The 19266-nt window shown below is 40.4% G+C and carries 18 protein-coding genes; 15 read left to right on the top strand and 3 right to left on the bottom strand.

What is annotated here, in order from left to right:
- Nucleotides 1-4: 4 nt before the first annotated feature.
- The 8 genes from Q4567_RS17575 to Q4567_RS17540 all read left to right on the top strand — a co-directional run bounded on the left by Q4567_RS17575 (nt 5) and on the right by Q4567_RS17540 (nt 6496).
- Complete coding sequence (locus Q4567_RS17575) at nt 5-535, top strand: DoxX family protein (protein ID WP_216049801.1); 531 nt, start codon at nt 5-7, stop codon at nt 533-535.
- Between the two features lie 528 nt (nt 536-1063).
- The gene (locus tag Q4567_RS17570; protein WP_216049802.1) at nt 1064-2038 is read left to right on the top strand and encodes a DUF1852 domain-containing protein; all 975 of its coding nucleotides are present in this window, start codon (nt 1064-1066) and stop codon (nt 2036-2038) included.
- A gap of 31 nt (nt 2039-2069) precedes the next feature.
- Complete coding sequence (locus tag Q4567_RS17565) at nt 2070-3098, top strand: methionine synthase (RefSeq protein ID WP_216049803.1); 1029 nt, start codon at nt 2070-2072, stop codon at nt 3096-3098.
- An 89-nt stretch (nt 3099-3187) separates the two neighbouring features.
- A complete protein-coding gene (locus Q4567_RS17560) occupies nt 3188-4042 on the top strand; it encodes a S9 family peptidase (protein ID WP_216049804.1) in 855 nt (284 codons plus the stop codon).
- 61 nt (nt 4043-4103) lie between these two features.
- Nucleotides 4104-4565, top strand: coding sequence for a GNAT family N-acetyltransferase (locus tag Q4567_RS17555; protein WP_252729356.1), 462 nt, complete (start codon nt 4104-4106; stop codon nt 4563-4565).
- Nucleotides 4566-4678: 113 nt separating this feature from the next.
- Nucleotides 4679-5203, top strand: coding sequence for a lipocalin family protein (locus Q4567_RS17550; protein ID WP_216049805.1), 525 nt, complete (start codon nt 4679-4681; stop codon nt 5201-5203).
- A gap of 101 nt (nt 5204-5304) precedes the next feature.
- Entirely contained in the window at nt 5305-5832 is a 528-nt protein-coding gene (locus tag Q4567_RS17545; protein ID WP_303501281.1) for a hypothetical protein, read from the top strand.
- Between the two features lie 100 nt (nt 5833-5932).
- Nucleotides 5933-6496 carry an alkylphosphonate utilization protein gene (locus tag Q4567_RS17540; RefSeq protein ID WP_216049807.1) on the top strand — a complete coding sequence of 188 codons (564 nt, stop codon included), beginning with the start codon at nt 5933-5935 and terminating at the stop codon, nt 6494-6496.
- 327 nt (nt 6497-6823) lie between these two features.
- Here the strand turns inward: Q4567_RS17540 and Q4567_RS17535 are convergent, their stop codons facing one another.
- Nucleotides 6824-8557 carry a lysophospholipid acyltransferase family protein gene (locus Q4567_RS17535; RefSeq protein ID WP_303501318.1) on the bottom strand — a complete coding sequence of 578 codons (1734 nt, stop codon included), beginning with the start codon at nt 8555-8557 and terminating at the stop codon, nt 6824-6826.
- A gap of 152 nt (nt 8558-8709) precedes the next feature.
- Between Q4567_RS17535 and pyrC the strand changes: the two genes are divergently transcribed.
- Genes pyrC through dbpA form a run of 4 tightly spaced genes read left to right on the top strand, consistent with a single transcriptional unit; the run spans nt 8710 to nt 12751 of the window.
- Entirely contained in the window at nt 8710-9747 is a 1038-nt protein-coding gene (gene pyrC / locus Q4567_RS17530; RefSeq protein ID WP_303501279.1) for a dihydroorotase, read from the top strand.
- The gene (locus Q4567_RS17525) at nt 9726-10637 is read left to right on the top strand and encodes an ABC transporter substrate-binding protein (protein ID WP_303501276.1); all 912 of its coding nucleotides are present in this window, start codon (nt 9726-9728) and stop codon (nt 10635-10637) included. The genes pyrC and Q4567_RS17525 overlap by 22 nt, the downstream gene beginning before the upstream one ends.
- Nucleotides 10638-10649: 12 nt before the next feature.
- Nucleotides 10650-11339, top strand: coding sequence for a crotonase/enoyl-CoA hydratase family protein (locus Q4567_RS17520; protein WP_216049810.1), 690 nt, complete (start codon nt 10650-10652; stop codon nt 11337-11339).
- 35 nt (nt 11340-11374) lie between these two features.
- Complete coding sequence (gene dbpA, locus Q4567_RS17515) at nt 11375-12751, top strand: ATP-dependent RNA helicase DbpA (RefSeq protein ID WP_303501274.1); 1377 nt, start codon at nt 11375-11377, stop codon at nt 12749-12751.
- A gap of 58 nt (nt 12752-12809) precedes the next feature.
- Here the strand turns inward: dbpA and Q4567_RS17510 are convergent, their stop codons facing one another.
- Complete coding sequence (locus Q4567_RS17510; protein WP_303501271.1) at nt 12810-15032, bottom strand: M13 family metallopeptidase; 2223 nt, start codon at nt 15030-15032, stop codon at nt 12810-12812.
- Between the two features lie 61 nt (nt 15033-15093).
- On the bottom strand, nt 15094-15900 hold the full coding sequence (locus Q4567_RS17505; RefSeq protein ID WP_216049812.1) for a class I SAM-dependent methyltransferase: 807 nt from the start codon (nt 15898-15900) through the stop codon (nt 15094-15096).
- 167 nt (nt 15901-16067) lie between these two features.
- Here Q4567_RS17505 and Q4567_RS17500 point away from each other — a divergent pair, with 167 nt between their 5' ends.
- From Q4567_RS17500 to Q4567_RS17490, 3 genes are read left to right on the top strand one after another with little or no spacing between them, the layout of a single operon-like run.
- Nucleotides 16068-16484 carry an MAPEG family protein gene (locus tag Q4567_RS17500; RefSeq protein WP_216049813.1) on the top strand — a complete coding sequence of 139 codons (417 nt, stop codon included), beginning with the start codon at nt 16068-16070 and terminating at the stop codon, nt 16482-16484.
- A gap of 25 nt (nt 16485-16509) precedes the next feature.
- Nucleotides 16510-17121 (top strand): RraA family protein, encoded by a 612-nt coding sequence (locus tag Q4567_RS17495; protein ID WP_216049814.1) that lies wholly within the window; start codon nt 16510-16512, stop codon nt 17119-17121.
- An 18-nt stretch (nt 17122-17139) separates the two neighbouring features.
- Entirely contained in the window at nt 17140-18981 is a 1842-nt protein-coding gene (locus tag Q4567_RS17490) for an ABC transporter ATP-binding protein (RefSeq protein ID WP_216049815.1), read from the top strand.
- Nucleotides 18982-19266 lie beyond the last annotated feature (285 nt).

Here is a 19266-nt window from a genome sequence, read left to right as displayed (position 1 = left end):
AAATATGAAAGCCCTAATGAACCTATATGCTGACATCACGGCCAAAGTCAGCTTGTATTTGACCGACATAACATTACTTCTTGCTAGGCTATTAGCAGCAAGTGTGTTTTTTCAATCAGGATTAACAAAGTGGAATGGGTTTCTTAGTTTTAATCCGGATAAATATGATTTATTTTTATATGAATTTTTCTGTCCAGATCCAGTTCGTGAGGGGGCGTTACTGCTGTGTGATCCTAATACGTTAGATTACGTCGAAGGGTCTACTATTGTGTCCTTTATTGAAACACTTGCTGTTTCTGCTGGGGTGGCTGAAATCGTGCTTCCGGTGATGCTCGCTTTTGGCTTTCTGACTCGTGTTGGAGCTGCTGGCTTAATTGGTATGACGTTATTTATTCAATTAGCTGTATTCCCTTCGTGGGATCACTGGTGGAATCCTGCAGTTTGGTGGTTTATTGTATTGTTGGCCGTACTTAGTATGGGGCCAGGGAGGATATCTCTCGATAAATTATTGGGCTTAGAAAAAAGCCGAGCATAATGTATCCCTTGTTAAGTTAGTTAGCCAGAGTTTGGGTTGACTAAAGTATCCTTAAATATAGGCGCCTACATCAAAAGTAGTGCGTCTATGCCATTTATTCCACTGCTTCCGATATAACTCGATATTTAGCACTCATCTTCAATTTATATTTTCCTACGCAGTACATGAGATAAATATTCCTGCTCTGTCCTTAGTCGCTTCGAGCAAGCTTTATTTGCCGCCTTTAGTGCAGCGCAAAGCGCCATCTATTAATAATCAATTAAACTAACTCATGAATTACAGTCATGTATTAATGAAATAATATCATTTTTATTCATGAGTTGAACCGCGTATAAAACCCACTCTGCTTCGACTTTAGATTTTTACTTTACACATATTGCCGTTGATTCTTGATAGTCCGTTAGGCCCAAACCCTGAGGCTGTGAAAGCGATGGCCGACAAGGAAGGCCGCAAAATAAAGTTGCAAAGTCTAAAACAAGCTAACAATAAATTTAGGTTTTATCTCAGATAAATTGGATACAAATCACGATGACTAAAGATTTTATATTTACTATTAACAAGGTTGCTTTTGATGAAAATTATCATCCCTCAGACAACACTCGTATCACGACCAATTTTGCTAATTTAGCAAGAGGACAGAGCCGTCAAAAGAACTTACGCAACGCTTTAAATATGATTGACAATAGTTTTAATGGCATGGCCTGTTGGGATAATCCCAATGGAGATCGTTATTCGGTAGAACTTGATATCATCACCGTTGATATTGACATTGAAGGCAGTGGTCGTAGCTTCCCATCGATTGAAATTTTAAAAACCAATATTGTTGACCACAACACCAACAAACGCATAGAAGGCATTGTCGGCAATAACTTTTCCTCTTATCTGCGAGATTATGATTTCAGCGTATTGTTGTTAGAGCATAACAAGAATCAACCGAAATTTAGCATTCCCGATAATTTTGGCGACCTCCACGGGAAACTGTTTAAATCTTTTATTAATTCAGATGCCTATAAACAGCACTTCAAAAAACTCCCAGTTATCTGTCTCAGTGTTTCGGATAACAAAACCTATCACCGGACTGAAAATCAACATCCGATATTAGGTGTTGAATACCAGCCAAATGATTCATCGTTGACGGAACTATATTTCAAAAAAATGGGATTACAGGTTCGTTATTTTATGCCGCCCAATAGTGTCGCGCCTTTGGCTTTTTATTGTTGCGGTGATTTGCTTAATGATTACACAGCGCTTGAGTTGATAAGTACCATCAGCACCATGGAAACATTTCAAAAGATCTATCGACCTGAAATCTATAACGCCAATGCAGTTGCGGGAAAATGCTATCAACCAAATTTGCAAAATCAGGATCATTCACTGACTCAAATCGTGTATGACCGCGAAGAACGCAGCCAGTTGGCTAATGAGCAAGGAAGATTTGCTGAGGAGCATTTCATTAAACCCTACCAAAGAGTCCTTGAGCAGTGGTCTGCTAATTACGCTTAACATTTAACTCCAATATAAGACTTTATTTATTATGAAAACACTATTACCTACATCAACTGCCGGCAGTTTACCTAAACCCTCTTGGCTTGCGCAGCCTGAGACACTTTGGTCACCTTGGAAATTACAAGATGAAGCGCTAATTGAGGGGAAACGAGACGCTTTACGCTTGTCATTACAAGATCAACAGCAAGCAGGAATTGATATTGTCAGTGACGGTGAGCAAACCCGTCAGCATTTTGTGACAACTTTCATTGAACACCTTGATGGTGTCGATTTTGAAAAACGTAAAACCGTTAAAATTCGTGATCGTTATGATGCCAGTGTACCCACTGTCGTTGGTGCTGTTGCTCGTCAAAAGCCAGTTTTTGTTGAAGACGCCAAATTTTTACGTCAGCAAACCAATCAACCGATTAAATGGGCCCTACCAGGTCCTATGACGATGATAGATACCCTGTATGATAACCATTACAAAAGCCGTGAGAAATTAGCTTGGGAATTCGCCAAAATTCTCAATCAAGAAGCCAAAGAATTAGAAGCAGCTGGTGTTGATATTATTCAATTTGACGAGCCTGCATTTAATGTGTTTTTTGATGAGGTAAACGATTGGGGAATTGCTGCTTTGGAAAGGGCAATCGAAGGGCTTAAATGTCAAACTGCTGTACATATTTGTTATGGTTATGGCATAAAAGCTAATACAGATTGGAAAAAGACGTTGGGCTCTGAGTGGCGACAATATGAAAAAGCCTTTCCCAAATTGCAAACATCTAATATCGATATTGTTTCACTGGAATGTCAAAACTCTCGTGTTCCTATGGATCTGATTGAACTTCTTAGAGGTAAAAACGTGATGGTAGGGGCGATTGATGTCGCAACCAATAAAATAGAGACAGCAGAGGAAGTGGCTAGTACCTTAAGAAAAGCCTTAGAGTTTGTCGATGCTGACAAGCTCTATCCTTCAACCAACTGTGGCATGGCTCCTTTATCACAACAAGTGGCACGAGCTAAACTTGCTGCTTTGAGTGCAGGGGCAGAAATACTGCGAACAGAACTCTCTAGTTAAGAGAGTTCGACTTAACAATATTTACCTATAAGTTCGCAACCTAATTTTAATTGAGTGTTAAAAGCAAAAAGGCAGTGAACCTAAAATATATGAATATCATTAAGTATTTAGTTTGTTTGCAAGTTTTCTTGGCAACAGAGGTTTTAAGTGGGGAGACATCGTTATTTTTAGATAATGGTGAATATCAAATCCCCGCTATTTACTCCGCTCCAACTGGTATGGACAAATATCCCGCGATAATTTTACTCCACGGTACTGCATCGAATAAAAATGAAGTAGGTGATTTATATGCGATATTAGCCAAAAGGCTAAGAGACAATAATATCGCATCGATTAGAATTGATTTTGCGGGTACTGGCGATAGTGAAGTGGACTATAGTCAATACACATTAGCCAGTGCAGTGCGTGATGCAGATATGGCAAGGGGGTTTTTAATCGAACAGCCGAAAATTCTAGCCGATTCTCTGGCGGTACTGGGATTTAGTCAAGGCGGGTTGATTGCGCAATTGTTAGTGATAGAGCATCCCGAACTCGCTGCACTGGTAACTTGGTCATCGGTTGCGGGCGATGGTGGTGAACCGTTTTCAAGCCAGTTTGAGCAGTATTATGCTGAAGCTAAAAATAACGGCGTGGCTGAATTAACATTCGAGTGGCGCGCACCGTTAAATTTAAGTTTGCAATGGTTTGAGCAGGTTAAAAAACAGAAGTCATTAACTGAGCTGGCGAATTATCCTGGTGCAGTTTTAGCCATTGCTGGTGGTGCAGATACTATTGTTGACCCTATATCTTCGCTTAGATTGATACAGGCAGCAGGCTCTGAGGATGCTCAAGCGGTAGTATTGAAAGGGGCGGATCATGTATTTAATGTTCTCGACCCAACGGCAACAGAAGACGAGGTTTTACTGAAAATTACTTTGCAATGGTTACTGGAAAAGTTACATTAAATTCACACTTAACCTTTGATTAGGTGCATTTTAACTAAAATAGACTGAGTGAATTTAACCGTTGGAAAATATAAGTATACGAAAAGCGATAATAGGCGACCTTGAAAAGTTAATAGAATTAGAGCAAAAGTTGATTGCGGCCGAACGTCCCTTTAACTCGATTTTAAAAGCAAAAGATGCAACTTATTACGATATTGAAAATTTAATAACCAGTCCATCGTCATATTTGGCGGTAGCTGAATTCGAGGGCGAGATAATAGCCACGGGTTATGCGCAAATTCGAGAGTCGAAACGAGCCCATAAACACGATCATCATGTTTATTTAGGCTTTATGTTTGTAGCTCAAGAGTATCGTGGTCAGGGGATTAATAAACGAATTATGCAAACATTAATTGCTTGGGGCAGGGAACAAAATTTGGATGATTTTTATCTGGATGTTTACGCCACTAATGAATCAGCGATCAAAGCTTATCGAAAAGCGGGGTTTGCTGAATCCACTTTTGAAATGAAACTAAACTTTTAGATAAACGCTACCTTTTGAATTAAATTTTTAATCAATGTAAGTGATACAAATAAGCTATTTGTGCGTTAAAACTACTAGGTTTAGACATTTTTAGTTAATTAGGTTTGGTATTTATGAAATTTAAGCTCGGTTTTCTTTTAATCATAAGTTTGTTCGTTGCTTCATGCACATCGATTCCTCAGGGAATAGAACCGGTCAAGAATTTTGAGTTGAATAAATATTTAGGGACTTGGTACGAAATCGCTCGTTTTGACCACAGTTTTGAAGAAGGTTTAGAAGCTGTCTCTGCGCAATATTCCCTACTCGAAGATGGTGGTGTCAGTGTTACCAATCGGGGATTTAACCCTGAAGAAGGTGAATGGGAAGAAGCCAAAGGCAAGGCTTATTTTGTTGATGATGAATCAGTAGGACATTTAAAAGTATCTTTTTTCGGTCCTTTTTACTCTAGCTATGTCATATTTTTCCTCGATAGTCGTGATTACCAATATGCCTTGGTAAGCGGACCGAACCGAGAGTATTTATGGATATTGAGTAGAGACAAAAATTTACCAAAATCGGTTGTAGACATGTTAATTACTGAAGCCAGTGCAGCTGGCTATGATACTTCCAAATTAATCTTCGTAGACCATGAACAGTGACTAATAAAAGACATCATTCAAAAAAATTGAAATTATTATTTATGAATGAAGGTCTTAGCTAAAAACAAATCTCTGAATGAGAAGAAAGCGGAAGGAATAACATGCTCGAAAGTCAGCTTGAAGTAGTGCGCCAAGCCAAGCAATTTTTAACTTACACTGATATGACTGAATATCAGCAGATCTTAAAACCTCATCTCTCAGGCAGTGCAGGTATGCACATGCGGCATATTCTCGATCATTATTTGGCGCTAAAAAACGGACTCGCCATAAAATCAATTGATTATGATAAACGAAATAGACATTCGGAATCAGAAAGGTGCCCCAAAGCCGCACTAAAAGAGTGGCAGGAAATCGAATCTTGGTTAGATTCTGTTTGCCAAAAAGATCTTGATGTTAACTTATTAGTTAGCTGTGAAGTCAGTGCAAACAAGGTTGAACAGGTTCAAGTTCAATCCACTTTAGCGCGCGAGTTGGTATTCATCTCAAGTCATGCCATTCATCATTTTTCATTACTTAGTGTGATCCAGTCACTTAGAGGGCAAAGTACCCCAGAAAACTTTGGTGTTGCCCCTGCAACAGTTTCTTTTCAGCGGGAACAGACGCGAAAAACCGCAGTTTCCAATGCTTAATTAAATCTAAAATCCTAGCCTAATGTGTAAAAACCATAGAAATTTTATGGTTTTTATGGATAATATCGCCGCTTAAATTCCATTCCACAAAGGTTTTAACATGTCTATAGAACAAACTCTTCTATCTCGCAGCAATCAAACGTGCGAATTGTGCGGCGCAACTGACTCACTTGTCGTATATGAAGTCCCGCCAGAAGAGGCGCATGCAGATAAATGTATTTTAGTTTGCGGCACATGCCAGTCTCAAATTTCGGGCGAGGCTGAACTGGACATGACTCACTGGCGTTGTCTAAACGACAGCATGTGGAGCCAAGTCCCTGCGGTGCAAATAGTTGCCTGGCGAATGCTTAAAAAGTTATCTTTTGAAGGTTGGGCGCAGGATTTGTTAGACATGTTATATCTGGACGAAGATATGCTTAAGTGGGCAGAGTCTGGTCTTGTTGAGCACAGTGACGAGCCAACATTAGATTGTAACGGTACAGTTCTGCAGGCGGGTGATACCGTTACCCTTGTGAAAGATTTAAATGTGAAAGGCGCTAACTTTACCGCTAAACGAGGTACTGCAGTGCGTGGAATTGGCCTTAGTAGCAATCCAGAACACATCGAAGGCAAAGTCAATGGTCAGCGAATTGTGATCATCAGTGCATATACCAAAAAATCATAATAATAGTTTGGGCTTCAGCCCGAATAGGCGCTAGCAGTTCGCTCGTTAGCAGCAGCGATTGGTAAATATCCATGGGCTAAAGCCTCATGCTACGGGTGTATTGTAGTTTGGGCTTCAGCCCGAATAGGCGCTAGCCGTTCGCTCGTTAGCAGCAGCGATTGCTAAATATCCATGGGCTAAAGCCTCATGCTACGGGTGTATTGTAGTTTGGGCTTCAGCCCGAATAGCCGTTCGCTCGTTAGCAGCAGCGATTGCTAAATATCCATGGCTAAAGCCCATGCTACGGGTGTATTGTAGTTTGGGCTTCAGCCCGAATAAGTCGATTAACTAACCTTTAAAGGACGCATATTGTTTCCAAGCGTCTCCTAAATACAGCTTCAATAATTTTTCAGGGGCTTTAGGAAGTTCAACACTTAGCAGCAATCCTGGCGTGTCATTGAAGTTTCCGTCAATTCCCAGACAGTGAAATTTAGCACCGAGTTTCAGATAATGTTTAGCCAAAACAGGGATATCTTTGCCGTCACTTTCTATTGCTGCCAGTAAGGTAGTTAAATGTGTCGATAAATCATATTGTTTTGCAAAATCTGAGATTTCCGGATGCAGCGCAAAGTCGAATTCTTTATTAGGGGTTACTGATTCAGTTGGCGACACAAGGGCTTGCTGTATTAATGCAACTGAGCGCGGGTTATATAGCTTACTCAACGAAACCGTGCCGTATAAAGTGCGATAGTGGGGGAATTTACAGACGAATGCGCCAATCCCTCGCCATAATAAAAATAATCCTTGGAAGCTTTTTTGATATTCGGGTACTAAAAACGACCGACCTAGCTCAAGGCAGGGCTGCTGTTGGTTCACAAATCCTGGGGAAAAATTAAACATACGTGCCAAATACAGTTGCGTTATATCACCTTGTTCCAGCAACTTGTCGGTTTGCCCCATTCTATAAGCGCCAATAATATTTTGCTTTTCGTTGTTGACCACAAATAGTTGAGTGTAAGTGGCATCAAAGGCGTCGGTATCTATTGGCTCACCGCTGCCTTCATTATGTTGGCGAAATACTAATTCCCGTAAACGCGCAATTTCGAACACAGTTTTGGGGAGTTGATGCTGGAAGCCGTAATAAACTGAAAACTGTTTATGCACCAATAAACATTGCTCTTGAGGAAGCAATGCCAATTCATTTGCAATTTCTTGCCAAGGGGTTTGGTCTGCTATAGGTGCTTGTTGAACAGATTGATTATCGGGCCAATCCATTCTCCAAAGGGGATCCTGAGAATAACTCTGAATTCTACATAATGCAGCGTGTTGCTTACTATCTTTCACTTTATAAGTGTTAGGTTTGACCAATGAACCGCAAGTAATCTTAATTTGACTGTTATTTTTGTTGAGTAACTCTCTTGCCAACATGAGCAGCCTAAAACGAAAATAAACTCGCCCTAGTCGATAGAATAACGGACTATTTTGACCGCTTACAAAGATTGGCAAAAAGTGCGCTTGGGAAGAGTCGATAAGTTTCCCAACTATGCGGTTCCAATGATGTTCACTTATGCGTTTTTTATCTCCCTGATAGTATGCGACTCGACCCGCGGGGAAAACTAACAAAGCACCGCCTTGTTTAACATGTTTCAAGCTGGCGCGGATAGAGGGCGTATTTTTAGGATCACGCTCAGATAACGGATTAGTAAAGATAAAATAGTCTTTGAGCTCAGGGAAAAGCTTTAAACCTTGGTTGGCCAAAACTTGCAGATCTGGGCGTATTTGGCCAATGAGTAAACACAATATCACCCCTTCTATGCCCCCAAAAGGATGATTACTAGCAATAACTAAGGGACCAGTCTTTGGAATGTTTTTTTGTACAGAATCGCCGCCAAGTACTTCAATATTAAGTACCTGTAACAATTTCTCGGCAAATTGTTCTTTTTTTAGCCCTTGCATTTGATGTTGCTTATAAAGGGCGTCCATTTTCTTGACGCCGACTAAGCGATCTAACATTTTAAGTGCAAGGGTAACTGGAGCGCTTTTTGGCCCCACAAGATTAATAAGACTGATAGATGTCGACACCTGATGCTGCATATTTTCAGTTATTCTCAACAACGACAATTAATCTTTACCTTATAACAGATGCTATTTATGCAATGCAAAAGATTATTTTTGCATTTTTTCGGGCATAATAGGGGGAGAGATTTAGCTTACACTTATACTATAGGCCAATGATGAAAAAAATAACGATAACCGCCCCAGACGATTGGCATTTACATTTCCGTGATCATGATATGTTGGGAGAGACGGTTCCAGCGACCGCTAGGTGCTTTCAAAGAGCAATCGCAATGCCGAATTTAGTACCCCCCATTACCACTGCTAAAATGGCAATGGATTATAAATCACGGATTTTGGCCGCTCGACCAGCGAATAGCAACTTTCAACCTTTAATGGTTTTGTTTCTAACCAATGAAACCACAAAACAAGACATCATTGATGCAAAAAAAGCCGGCGTTGTGGCAGCTAAATTGTATCCAGCAGGCGCGACGACTAATTCTGATGCGGCGGTTGCTGGAATAGAAGCCCTGTATCCAATCTTCGAAGAAATGGCACAGCAGCAGATGCTATTGTTAATTCACGGAGAAGTAACTCAAGCCCATGTGGATATTTTCGACCGTGAAAAAGAATTCATTGATCAGCACCTCGCTAAAATTGTTGAGAATTTTCCTCACCTCAAAATTGTATTCGAACATATCACTACCTCTGAAGCTGCCGATTTTGTGTTACAAAGCTCAGACAATGTTGCGGCAACGATTACTCCCCAACACTTACTGTTGAATCGTAATGATTTGTTGGTTGGTGGCGTGCGGCCACATAACTTTTGTTTGCCTGTACTTAAGCGTAATACCCACCAACAAGCACTAAGAAAAGTGGTTGCCAGCGGTTCTAAAAAATTCTTTCTAGGCACAGATTCTGCTCCCCATGAAAAACACAGAAAAGAATCTGCATGTGGATGTGCAGGTTGTTATAGTGCTTGGAGTGCCCTTGAATTGTATGCGCAAATATTTGATGAGTTAGGCGCCATCGACAAGCTTGAAGGTTTCAGTAGCCACTATGGGGCTGATTTTTATGGTCTGCCCCGTAACACTCAATCTATTACGTTAGTCAAAGATAAGTGGCAAATACCGGAACAAATCATCCTTCCTAATGGGAATCCAATAGTGCCCTTTTTTGCAGGACAAACGGTTGATTGGAAAATAGAAAGCGTTTAGTAATGATAATTAAGCCGTTATTCACTTTGCTAAACAAACTACCGCGAGCAGTTGATTTTCTTTTGCTCGCAGTAAATTTACGTTCAGTAACAAAGTGTCATTTGTTGATACTCTCTATCGGGCTATACAATGGCGTGTTGGTTGCTCAAGATTCTAAAGATTTTTGGGTCTTAGCATATCCTGAAGCGCCTTTTATTGAACAGACAGAAAAAGGAAAGCTAAAGGGCTTCTTGGTCGATGAGGTCAATGGCATTTTGGCTACAGCGGGGATTCGGCAGCAAATATTACTTGCCCCATGGAAACGTCTTGAACTCGAAGCAAAGGCGAAGCCCAATGTGCTTGCCTTCGCATTAACTCGGACTCCCGAGAGAGAACAGAATTATCATTGGATTACGCCATTAACAGCGAACGTATACTCTGTTTTTAGCCCTCAAAAAATAGTCAGACCGTTAAATAACATCGAGCAGTTATCTACATTTGACTCTATTGCGGTATTGGAGAATGATGTTCGCCACAAATTGCTGCAAGCGCAAAATGCTAAGAATATTCAGGTCTATTCAAGTTGGTCTGATGCAATCGATAGTGTCGTAAGCGGAGAGTCCAGTGCAATATTTTTCTCGGATTCAGGAGTTCAGTATTTTTGTCGTGTTCAAGGAAAAGATTGTAATCAGTTCGAACGCGTGTTTTTGTACGAAAAAACAATAACCTATCTTACTTTGTCAAAAGTAGGGTCAAATCCGGAGTTGGTAAATAGATTAAAAAGTGCGGCAGAACAATATAAAGATTCTGACGCATTTAAAACAATTTCAAAAGATTGGCTAAAGCAATACGAAACGTTGCCTATTCCTATGCATATGGAAGATGGTGTACTTAATTTGTGGAATAAATAATCGGACCATATTATGAGCAAACTTGTAAGTTATCAAAATCAAGAAGCCTATGCCCTTATCACTATTGATAATGGAAAAGCCAATGCGCTTTCTCATGAAGTGATAGACCAAATTAATTTGTGTTTAGACAAAGCAGAAAAAAACCAGAAAGTTGTAGTTTTAGCTGGTAAAGCAGGCATGTTCAGCGCGGGTTACGATTTAAGTGTGATGAAACACAGTAACGAGTCAGCCTTAGAACTTGTGGAAAAAGGATCAACGTTATCAAAACGTTTATTAACTTTTCCTACGCCTGTGATTGCAGCCTGCTCAGGTCATGCTGTGGCTAAAGGGGCGTTCCTTTTATTATCAGCTGATTACCGAATTGGGTTAGATGGGGAATTCAAAATAGGTCTAAATGAAGTAGCTATCGGAATGACGATGCACCAAGTTGGAATTGAACTCGCCCGCAATAGGTTAACTCCTCGCTATTTTAATCGTTCGGTTATCAATGCAGAAATATTTAGCCCAGGACAAGCACTAGAAGCCGGGTTTCTCGATTTAGTTGTAAAACCCAAAAAATTCGAAAAAACCGTGAATAAAGTAGCCTACGCAATGGCTTCTTTAGATATAAAATCTCACCGAGCGACTAAACTAAAAGCTAGGGCTGAACATATAGCAAACTTAGAAAAAGCGATTGAATTAGATCGCACAAGCTCGCTGTAATTATTAATTAAACTTATTTTAAAGAGAGCACTTTAGTGACCCAATTTTCTTCTTTGCCATTAAAACCTGAACTTGTTAGTAATTTGGAAACCCTCGGATTTGAGGGGATGACCGAAATTCAACAACAAAGTCTACCGAAAATTCTGGCAGGCAAGGATGTCGTAGCGAAAGCAAAAACCGGCAGTGGTAAGACCGTTGCTTTTGCTCTGGGTTTGTTAAATAGACTAGATGTGGATCGATTTAGAATTCAAGCTTTGGTCATGTGTCCAACTCGTGAATTGGCTGAGCAAGTTGCCGAAGAAATTCGTCGTGTAGGACGGATGATTGATAACATGAAAGTGCTTACCCTTTGTGGCGGTACGCCCATGGGCCCACAGATTGGATCACTTTCACATGGTGCTCATATTATTGTCGGTACTCCTGGCCGTATTATGGATCACTTATCTAAACGCCGACTCAGTCTCAAAGAAGTCAATACGCTAGTGTTAGACGAAGCCGATCGTATGTTGGATATGGGCTTCGAGGAGGAAATGGAAACCGTCATTCGAGCTGTGCCCACAGACCGACAAACCTTATTGTTTTCGGCTACTTATCCTGACCAAATTAAACAAATTAGTCTTAAGATACAGCGCAATCCAATTGAGATTACGGTGGAATCAACCCATGACACAAGCAAAATAAAACAATTGTTTTTCGAAGTTGAAGAATCTCATAGAATCAAGGCTACTGCGGCACTGTTAAGTGAGTTTCAACCCGAGTCAGCGATAATATTTTGTAATACTAAAATTGCCTGTAACGAACTACTAGAAGCTCTCACTGAAATGGGGTTTTCTGTCGATGCGTTACACGGTGATTTAGAACAAAAAGATCGCAATCAAGTTCTAATCCGGTTTGCCAATAAAAGCGTATCGGTGCTTATTGCCACAGACGTTGCATCAAGAGGTCTTGACGTGAAAGGTGTGGGCGCGGTTATTAACTATCAAATCACACCTGATCCAGAAGTCCACATTCACCGAATCGGTCGCACGGGACGAGCTGACGCCGAAGGTTTAGCATTAACTCTTTGTGCCCCTAAAGAAATGGCGCGGGCAAATGCCATCGAAGATTATCAGCAAAGAAAAGTCGAATGGAAAGGGATTCAAGCTATTCGTTTTCATGCGAATCGAATTATTCAGCCTGAGTACCAAACAATATGTATTGATGGCGGTAAAAAAGCTAAATTACGTCCTGGAGATATATTAGGCGCATTAACCCAAGACGCGGATGTTCCTGGCGAAGATATTGGTAAAATAAAAGTGACAGCTACCCACAGCTATGTCGCAGTTAAAATTCGCAGTGTTAAACGCAGTTTGAAGCAATTTAACGAAGGTAAAATGAAAGGTCGTAAATTTAAGGCCAGAAAGTTGCTTTAATTTTTTCCAAAAAAAAGAGTGCGAAAGCACTCTTTTTAGTTAGTTCTGCAATATCCTTTTACCAAATCTTCACTCGATCTTTCGGTGCTAGAAATAATGCGTCACCTTTTTTGACATCAAATGCGGAATAAAATTCTGGCACGTTCGGTACCACACCATTCACTCTATATTCTGAGGGTGAATGTGGGTCAGTATTGACCTGGTTACGTAATGTTTCATCCCGTTGCACCGCTGCCCATACCTGAGCATAACCTAAGAAAACACGTTGTTGTCCAGTATAACCATCGAGAAATGGTGCTTCTTTGTCGGCTAGAGATAATTCATAGGCTTTGAGGGCAATACTGAGTCCCCCTAAATCACCGATATTCTCGCCAAGGGTAAATTCACCATTAACATGTAGGTTTTTTAATGGGGTAAATTTATTATACTGTTGGACAAGTTGTTTGGTACGTTTTTTAAACTCTTTTTTATCTGCATCTGACCACCAATTACGCAGTACACCATCGCCATCAAAGGTACTGCCAGCATCGTCAAAGCCATGGCCTATTTCATGCCCAATAACCGCGCCAATACCGCCGTAGTTAACTGCATCGTCAGCCTCCATATTAAAAAATGGTGGCTGCAAAATTCCAGCTGGAAATACAATTTCATTAGCCGGAGGGTTGTAATAGGCATTCACGGTTTGTGGGGTCATGTCCCATTCGTGTTTCTGTACCGGACCTGGCTGTTTATCGAGTATCTGCTGCCATTGCAGATCATCTGAGCGTTTGATATTGCCAACTAAGTCAGATTTCGAAATAGACAGTTTTGAATAGTCTTTCCATTCATCAGGATAGCCAATTTTTGCAGTGAATTTGGATAGTTTGTCGAGCGCTTCCGCTTTGGTGGCATCCGACATCCAGTCCAGTTGTTTGATACTGACTTCGTAGGCTGTTAATAGATTATTGACTAAGTCTAACATGCGTTCTTTGGCGGCCGGTGGGAAGTGTTCTTTGACATATACCTCGCCTATCACTTCACCTAAGTGAGTATTTACGAAATCAACGCCTCTGCGCCATCTTGGTCGTTGCTCTGTCACCCCATATAAGACTTTGCTGAAAAACTCAAAATTTGCTTTATCTAATTCAGTGGTTAAATAGCTTGATTGCTGATTGATAACCATCCATTTCAGATAAATTTTCCAAGTTGTGATTGGCGTTTTAGCAATGATGTTGTCTAACTCACGCATGTAATCGGGTTGCGTGACTACTAAGCCATCCAAGTCAGTTAATTCTAGTTCTTGCAACATTGCTGCCCAATCGAATTGAGGCATTAATTCAGATAACTTGGTTACTGGAATTTTGTTGTATAGTGCAACCATATCTCGGGTTTTTTCTTTTTTCATATGCTTAGAAGCTAGTTTAGTTTCTAAGTCCAAAATAATTTTTGCGTTTTTTTCGGGATTCTCCAATCCTACTAATCCGAGCATTTTGGCAATGTGTTTCTGATATTTCCCTTTTATTTCCTGATAGGAACCTTTATCACTCGTATAATATTCTCTATCTGGTAATCCTAAACCTGCCTGCCATGAGTAAATCATGTAAGTATTAGGGTTTTTTAGATCAATATATTGGCCAATAGCGAAAGGTGTACCAAAACTGTGTTTGTTGGCATAAGCAAAATAGCGCGCTAATTGTTGTTGATCCTGAATTTCATCAATTTCCGCTAATTCAGTTAATAGTGGTGCCAAGCCTAATTTGTCGCGGTTTTCCATGTCGGTGTAAGATGTGTACAAGTCACCCACTTGTTGCTCATTGCTACCTTTTTCAAAATCGCCTTCTGAGGATTTTTTAATGATAGCCATAACTTTTTCTTGAGCTTCATCAGCGAGTAACTGAAATGAATTTAAACCGGCTTTATCTGATGGAATTTTAACCTTGTCTAACCATTTACCGTTAGCAAATCTGAAAAAATCGTCGCCCGGTTTAATGTCCGTATTAATATTATCCAATTTAAGCCCTGAGTGGCGAGTCACGGTTGTGACATCCGGTAATGCTGTTGCCGGAGTTTCAGTAACGGGCGATTCAGTTTTAGGATTGGTAGTAGGTGATTCTACGTTGGGAACTTCCACTTTAGGAGATTCAATTTGAGGAATCACCAGTTCAGGAGATTCAGTTTCTGGCTGCTCAATGGTGGTGTCTTCTATTTTCGGGGCTTCTTGCTTTTCTTCTTCAACAGGCGCTGGATCAGAGCATCCCCATACAAAAACAATAACTACGAGCATTAAAATATAAATTTTCATTAAATTCCCTTACATTTAACTAAATTGCTTAAGACTAAGTTCTTAGCTTCCAATCAATGACTTATTTACTAAATTTATAAATGAATCGATCTGTTTTTCCTCGAATCAACGGGGAAAAAACCGAGCTTTGGTGATTATCTTCTGGATTTCTCAGATAAAACGCCTCTTCGACAAGTGTAAAACCGGCTTGCGCAAATTGATGTTTAACAATGTTCGGGTCAATACGATGAAGGGTATTTGCTGCATCATAACCTGAACCAGCCTGAGCGATGTGGTCTATTACCACGATAATGCCATCATCTTTGAGCACGCGATGCAGTTTTTCTAGCACTTTGACATGATCAACGACACCTTCGCGCAATTCAATTAATTTACCCCCTCGCACGGTATTAGTAAAAAATAAATCATGATATCCCAAGGCAGTAAACACTATGTCTACCGACTTATCAGCAACCTCTATGTCAGCAATGGCAACATTGTCGAGTCTAACCACATTGCTAAGACGATTGTCTTTCGTTCTTTGAATGATATCTTTTTCACCAAAATTCCAATAAACACTGTCGTTTTGCAAATAAACTAGGCCATCTTCACCTACAGCTCTGGAAAGGAGTTCAGAATACCAACCTCCACCGGCCAGCAAATCTAACACCGTATCTCCAGCAGATATGCCTGTGAAAGATAATACTTGTTGGGGAAGTCTAGCTTTATCTCGTTTAGCGTCTTCTACTGGTCTTTCCACAGATGAAAGGATATCGTTGATTTGCTGTTTAGTTAACTGAACCGCGGTTGCATTCACCGAGAATATAATAAAGAAGATAGCGGATATTAATTTGATGCTATTTGAACAACGGGGTAATACAGGTTTCATGCTTAAATGTCCCAACTGAATATTTCTTAATGATCAATGGGGTAAAGAATAACGCCAACCACCAACAAAAATCACTAAAAACTGTAACAGAACAATTCAAATTTCTAATTCGTTGATATTTCGGGTAACTTACGTCTTCGTACATGTCTCCGTATAAAGGAATACCTATGAATGCTACTATTATTGCTCTGCTCGGATACATCAGTTGGACGGTGTTTTTACTGATTTTATTAGCCAGCTATCGAACCTTTTTGGTGAGTCAGAAACAGCGATTACCCAATCAGTTCAAGGCCGACGGTTCAGATTCCCCTGATTTTGGGCAACGACTTACTCGGGCTCACCTTAATTGTGCAGAAAGTTTTGTGTTTATTGGTGGCACTATGCTGACAGCTCTGGCAACAAACGCCTCAGCGATTACTGATACGTTGGCGTATTACTTGCTGGCAGCAAGATTAGGACAATCTATTGTTCATCTTGTTTCGACCTCAGTACTTGCCGTTCAGATTCGATTTGTGTTTTTTCTAATTCAGGTTGGAATTTGCGGTTATTGGTTATTCAAGTTAATAACAAATTTTGCATTTTAAGATTTTAAAGATAAGGTGATTATTTATGCTAGATATGAATTTATTCAAACAAATCTCCCCATGTGAATATGCTGACGCATTACCTCGTGAGCAATTTATTGATTATAAAATATCAAGTTTATGGCCACAGCCCCCACGTATTGCCGGACCTGCTTTTACAGTGTTTTGCGAAGATGGTGATCATTTAATGTTACATGCGGCTATCTATGAAGCTTCACCAGGGGATATCATTGTTGTAAAGTCTGATCCGCAGTTTGCTGCAGCGGGTGGAAACGTTTGTGCAATCGCTAAACAGCGAGGAATTGCTGGGTTTGTTATTGATGGCGTCATTCGTGATTTGGCAGAAACCCGTGACATTCAATTCCCTGTTTTTGCCCGTGGTGTGATTCCTTTTCCTGCCGCCAAAAAAGCCTACTCACCCCTAAATCAAACTATCAAATGTGGTGGTGTTACGGTCAATCCAGGGGATATCGTTATTGCTGATGAAGAAGGGATAGCTGTTGTACCTAAAGACCAAGCTCAGTCAGCATATGAAATTGCCAAAGCTCGCACCGACAAAGATGCGCAAACGTCATTGCAGCAATGGCAAGATAACCATAAACGTAATATTGATAATATTATTTCGAAGCTCAAATAAACTTTAATTGGATAGTGCATGTTTTCATTTTTTGAACGGTTGACAAAACCGTTCCCTGTTGAGCACCCAACAAAACCTCCTCAGACCCTAGTTGCTTTTTGTCGTCATTACACTAAAGGTATGTGGCCTGTAATCTTTACGGTATCGATTTTAGCTGCGTCTGTTGCGGCTTTAGAGGTTTCCTTGTTTAGTTATGTCGGTCAACTTGTTGATTGGCTGTCTGAGCGTGATCCGGAAACCTTTATACAGCAGGAGAGTGGCAGCCTAATCTGGATGGGCACAGTCATTCTAGTGATATTACCTTGTTTAGTGATATTACAGTCTTTGTTGACCCATCAAACGTTATTGGGTAATTACCCGATGAAGATACGTTGGCAAGCACATCGATATTTACTTGGTCAAAGTATCGGTTTTTTCCAAAATGAATTTGCTGGACGTGTCGCTACTAAAGTGATGCAAACCGCACTGGCTGTGCGTGAAGCAGTGATGAAATCACTCGATATTTTCGTGTATGTGAGTGTTTACTTTATCAGTATTTTAGTACTGGTTTTTTCGATTGATTGGCGTTTGAGTGTGCCATTGTTAATTTGGTTACTGACTTATTTTATTATTCTGCGGACGTTTATTCCGCGGCTTAAAAAAGTCTCGCAAAAACAAGCTGATGCGCGCTCAATCATGACCGGCCGAATCGTTGATAGTTATACTAATATTATGACGGTTAAGCTGTTTTCCCACAGTCAACGTGAATCAGACTATGCAAAAGAAGGTATGAGTGGATTTTTGCATACGGTTTATCCGCAGATGCGTTTAGTCACGACACTTTATGGGTTTGTTTGGTTTTCTAATGCTCTATTGGTTTTTAGTGTCAGCGCACTATCTATCTACTTGTGGTTGAATCATCTAGTAACCCCAGGTGACTTAGCGGTCGCAATTAGCTTGTGTTTACGCCTCAACGGCATGGCGCAATGGATTATGTGGGAAGTATCTTCACTATTTGAAAATATTGGTACTGTACAAGATGGGATCAATACCCTTGCCAATGATGTTGTTGTGCAAGACGTACCTGATGCCCCTAATTTACAGGTCCGCGGCGGAGCGATTGAGTTTAACAATGTTGATTTCGGTTATGCAGGTCCTGAAGGAAAGCCCATAGATGTATTCAAACAATTGAATCTTTCAATCAAACCAGGTGAAAAAGTTGGATTAGTGGGACGCTCTGGGGCGGGTAAGTCTACTTTAGTCAATTTATTGCTGAGATTTTATGATGTGCAAAGTGGCAATATTCTCATTGACGGGCAAGAGATAAAACACGTTAAGCAGGAAAGCCTGCGAGCCAATATTAGTATGGTGACGCAAGATACGTCTTTATTGCACCGATCTGTGCGCGAAAACATTATTTATGGTCGCGCCTCTGCCACAGAAGAGCAAATGATAACTGCGGCAAAACAAGCTGAAGCGGACGAGTTTATTCAGCAGCTTTCTGACTTGAATGGCAATATCGGGTACGACGCACAGGTAGGTGAGCGAGGCGTTAAATTATCTGGTGGTCAACGACAAAGAATTGCAATTGCCAGAGTGATGTTAAAAGACGCTCCGATTTTAATTTTAGATGAAGCAACTTCTGCATTGGATTCAGAAGTCGAAGCGGCTATTCAACAATGCTTAAACAAAGTAATGGTGAATAAGACTGTGCTAGCCATTGCCCATAGATTATCCACCATCGCCCAAATGGACCGTTTGTTAGTTTTAGAGCAAGGAAAAATCGTGGAATCAGGTAGCCACAGTGAACTGTTGGCAAAAAATGGTATTTACGCAAAATTATGGTCTCATCAAACGGGAGGATTTATTGGGGTTGATTAATTCGCACTCCCTGATGAGCTAAATCAAAGACTCCTGATGTTTTGCATTGGGAGTTTTTATATTTCATTTCGGTTTTTTCAAACAATCCTTCACTCAAAAGCAAAGCGCAAAATCTGTATTTTCCTAGCTTATTGTTTTCTTTACCTTTTAATTTGACGGGTAAAAAAACCACCTAAAAAGGGTAAAAAAAGGTTGCATTTAGTTGACCGTATGGTTAGTTTTTAACCTGAGATTATTAAGTGAGCAGCTAAATCTGCCTTTTCAAGTCACTTTATAGCGTCTCAC

It is taken from the genome of Aliiglaciecola sp. 2_MG-2023 (assembly GCF_030548145.1).
GTDB lineage: Bacteria > Pseudomonadota > Gammaproteobacteria > Enterobacterales > Alteromonadaceae > Aliiglaciecola > Aliiglaciecola lipolytica_A.
Note: the sequence above shows the minus strand (reverse complement) of the source record. Positions and strands in the feature narration are given on the sequence as shown.